Below are 3,405 nucleotides of genomic sequence, written 5' to 3' on the forward strand. Positions count from 1 at the left end.
TTCCCGCATCCTCACCGCCGTGGTCGCTGACGCGAACACGCCGGTCGGTGAGATCGAACTGCTTTCCGACGCCGAACGGCACGACGTGCTGGCGCGCTGGAACGCCACCGACCAGCCCGTCGATGCGGGCGCGACGCTGGTCTCGCTGCTCGACGCCAGCGTGGCGGCGGATCCACGCTCCACAGCGCTCGTCGCCGACGTGGGTGACGGTGAGCGGATCGAGCTGACTTACGGCGAACTCGATGTGCGGGTGAATCGTCTTGCGCGGCATCTGATTTCGTTGGGTGTCGGTCCGGAGTCGCGGGTGGCGCTCGCGTTGCGTCGGTCGGTGGATCTGATCGTGGCGATGTATGCGGTGGCGAAGTCCGGTGGTGCGTATGTGCCGGTGGATCCGGATCAGGCGGCTGAGCGGACGAGCTACATTCTCGAGACGGCGGCACCGGTCTGTGTGTTGAGCAACGCCGAGGTGGAGTTCGAAACGGATGTCGCGCCGGTGGTGCGGATCGATGAGCTCGACTTGTCGGGTGTGGCCGCCACGCCGATCACGGATGCCGATCGGGTCGCGCCTCTGCGGCCGGAGAACACGGCGTACGTCATCTTCACCTCGGGTTCGACGGGTCGCCCGAAGGGTGTCGCGGTTCCGCACGGTGCTATCGCGAACCAGTTGCAGTGGAAGAACGTCGAGTTCGGTTTGGATGCGGCGGATGCGATTCTGCTGAAGACGGCGGCGACGTTCGACTTGTCGGTGTGGGAGTTCTGGTCGGCCGCTGTCTGCGGTGGTCGCCTGGTGATCGCTTCGCCGGACGGTCACCGTGATCCCGCGTACCTCAACGAACTTATGGCCCAGGAATGGGTCACCACGCTGCACGTCGTTCCGTCGATGCTGGACGCCTTGGTGACCGCCGGTATGCCCGATTCGCTGTGGCGGGTGCTGGCGATCGGCGAAGCCCTCCCGGGCGCGTTGGCGCAGCGGTTCTTGCGTGCGTATTCGCGTACCGAGTTGTTCAACCTGTACGGTCCGACCGAGGCGGCGGTGTCGATCACCAGCCACCGGGTCAGTGATGCCGACCGGGTTTCGGTTCCCATTGGTGGGCCGGAGTGGAACAGTCGGGTGTTTGTGCTGGACGGGCGTTTGCGTCCGGTTCCGGTGGGTGTCTCCGGTGAGCTGTACCTCGCCGGTGCACAGTTGGCGCGGGGTTACTTCGGTCGTGCGGATCTGACCGCTGACCGATTCGTGGCCAACCCGTTCCAGCCCGGTGAGCGGATGTATCGCACCGGTGACCTGGTCGCCTGGAACAGCACCGGTGAACTGGAGTACCGGGGTCGTACGGACTTCCAGGTGAAGATCCGTGGTTTCCGTATCGAGTTGGGTGAGATCGAGGCCGCGCTGCTCGCGCTGCCGCAGGTCGCGCAGGCGGCGGTGATCGCGAAGTCGGATCCGAAGACCGGTGACCGTTTGGTGGCCTACCTGGTGCCCAGCGATGCCGAGGCCGGTATCGATGTGGCGCAGGTGAAGTCGGAGCTCACCGCTGGGCTGCCGTCGTACATGGTGCCCGCGGCGTTCGTGGTCCTGGATGCGTTGCCGTTGAACGTCAACGGCAAGCTCGACCGTAAGGCGCTGCCGGAACCCGAGTTCGAGGTTCAGGCGTTCCGTGCGCCGTCGACGCCGATCGAGGAGATCGTGGCGAACGTGTTCGCCGAGGTGCTCGGTGTGGAGCGTGTCGGCGCGGATGACGATTTCTTCGCCCTCGGTGGTAACTCGTTGTTGGCGACGCAGGTCGCGGCGCGTATCGGCGCGGCACTGGACACACGCGTGCCCGTCCGCACGATCTTCGAAGCCGCGACCGTCGCCGGACTGGCCGCGAAGGTCGAGCAGCACGCGGGCGCCGGTGGCCGCCGCGAACTGGTCGCCGGTCCGCGTCCGGAGCGCATTCCGCTGTCGCTGGCGCAGCAGCGCATGTGGTTCCTCAACCAGTTCGACACCGCCTCGGCGGTATACAACATCCCGGCCGCCATCCGCCTCACCGGAGACCTCGACGTCGCGGCCCTGCGGCAGGCGGTCGCGGACCTGGTGGCGCGCCACGAGATTCTGCGCACGATCTACCCGCAGACGCCGGACGGTCCGGTGCAGCAGGTGCTCGCGGCGGACGCGGTGCCGATCGACCTCACGCCGACGCGAGTCGACGCGGCGGATACGGTCGCCGTGGTGACCAGCGTGGTCGGCGCGGGATTCGAGGTCACCACGGAGGTGCCGTTCCGGGTCGCGCTGTTCGAGATCGCGCCCGCGAGTGCGGACGATCCCGCCGAGCACGTGCTGGTCTTCGTCGCGCACCACATCAGCTCCGACGGCTGGTCGCTCGGACCGCTCACCCGGGATCTGGTCTTGGCCTACGAGGCGCGCAGCAGAGGCGAGGCCCCGGCCATGGCTCCGCTGCCGGTGCAGTACGCCGACTACAGCCTGTGGCAGCGGGAGGTGCTCGGCTCCGAGGACGACCCGGAGAGCCTGATCTCCCAGCAGGCCGAGTACTGGCGCACCGCGCTCGCCGCCCTGCCGGACGAATTGCCGCTGCCGACCGATCGGCCCCGGCCCGCCCAGGCGTCCTATCGCGGCGGCAGCTTCGCCTTCGACATCGACGCCGACCTGCACGCCGGACTGGAAAAGCTCGCCCAGCAAAACAATTCGACGTTGTTCATGGTCGTGCACGCGGCGTTGGCGGTGTTGCTGGCCCGGTTGTCGAATACGCGGGATATCGCCATCGGCACTCCGGTGGCAGGCCGAGGCGAGGCCGAACTCGACGACCTCATCGGCATGTTCGTCAACACCCTGGTGCTGCGCACGGAGGTCGAGCCGGGCACGTCGTTCGAAACGCTGCTGGCCGAGGTTCGCAAGACCGACGTCGCCGCGTTCGGCCATGCCGACCTGCCGTTCGAGCGACTGGTCGAATTGCTCGACCCGGTCCGCTCCGCGGCGCGGCATCCGCTGTTCCAAGTGATGCTGGTGCTACAGAACCTCGCCCCCGCGACGCTGGAATTGCCCGGTCTCACGGTGTCCGGCATCGATCCGGGAGTGTCGGCGGCCAAGTTCGATCTGCAGATCACCCTGGCCGAGCAGTCCGGCGCGCAGGGCCTGTCGGTGGTGATCGGTTACGCGACCGACCTGTTCGACGAATCGACGGTGCGGAACTTCGCCAGCCGCTTCCGCCGTGTCCTGGCGGCGGTCGCGGCCGATGCCACCGCTGCGGTAGGCGACATCGATGTGCTCGCGCCCGGTGAGCGCGACCAAGTCCTGAACGCGTGGAACGTGCCGGGAGCCTGGGTTCCCGGTGCGACACTGCCGGATGTGATCGCCGAGCAGGCGTGGTCGCGTCCCGACGCGGTCGCGATCCGTTGCGGTGACACGACGCT

General features: G+C 67.5%; 1 pseudogene. It reads left to right on the forward strand.

The annotated features are described in order from the left end of the window. Positions 1 to 4: 4 nt before the first annotated feature. Positions 5 to 3,405: pseudogene (locus NB3_RS33665) on the forward strand (amino acid adenylation domain-containing protein); the annotation flags it as partial.

Origin of the sequence: Nocardia beijingensis NBRC 16342 (assembly GCF_001612785.1) — a bacterium.
Lineage (GTDB): Bacteria > Actinomycetota > Actinomycetes > Mycobacteriales > Mycobacteriaceae > Nocardia > Nocardia beijingensis.